The following is a 550-nucleotide window of genomic DNA, read 5'->3' on the forward strand; positions in this document are numbered from 1 at the left end:
ACCTTTATATCTGATAATCAACCGTTTGTCTCTCTTTTTAAGCGTTATTAGGTATGAATAATTTGCTCTCGGTCATCTCTCTCATTCCTGAGTTCAGGAAAGGAAATCATTTGGTTTATCCCATTGATTACCTTTTGCTTGTGGCTTTTTGCACGATGATGTGCAATCAAACTTCGTGGCATGCGATGGAGGACTATGCCGAGATTCATCAGAAGGACTTGAGGAAACTCTATTTCAAGATTTCGGGAAAGGTACTCAGGAGGTACACACCCTCGCACGATGTGTTCTGCGCCGTCTTCCAGACCCTATCGCCTGTCACGTTCCAAAATGCATTTAAGTCCTGGCTCCTAGAGGTGTACAGCTCTGTCGGAGAACATATCTGCATCGATGGGAAGACCATGAGAGGTGTTAAAAAGATGGAGCCGGATGCGGACTGCCACACGGTGACGGCTTATCTCTCAAAGATACACGCCTCTCTTGATCAGGTCTTTATCTCTAAGAAAAGCAACGAGGTGAATGCCATCAAGGAGCTGCTTGCCCTTATCGACAT

The 550-nt window shown here is 45.5% G+C and carries 1 protein-coding gene; it reads left to right on the plus strand.

Translation table 11 applies throughout. The features are described from left to right. Nucleotides 1-53: 53 nt before the first annotated feature. On the plus strand, nt 54-550 hold a 497-nt coding region (locus HMPREF2890_RS00020; protein ID WP_148130618.1), incomplete at its 3' end, for an ISAs1 family transposase.

The sequence above is a fragment of the Porphyromonas sp. HMSC065F10 genome (genome assembly GCF_001808555.1).
Taxonomy (GTDB): domain Bacteria; phylum Bacteroidota; class Bacteroidia; order Bacteroidales; family Porphyromonadaceae; genus Porphyromonas_A.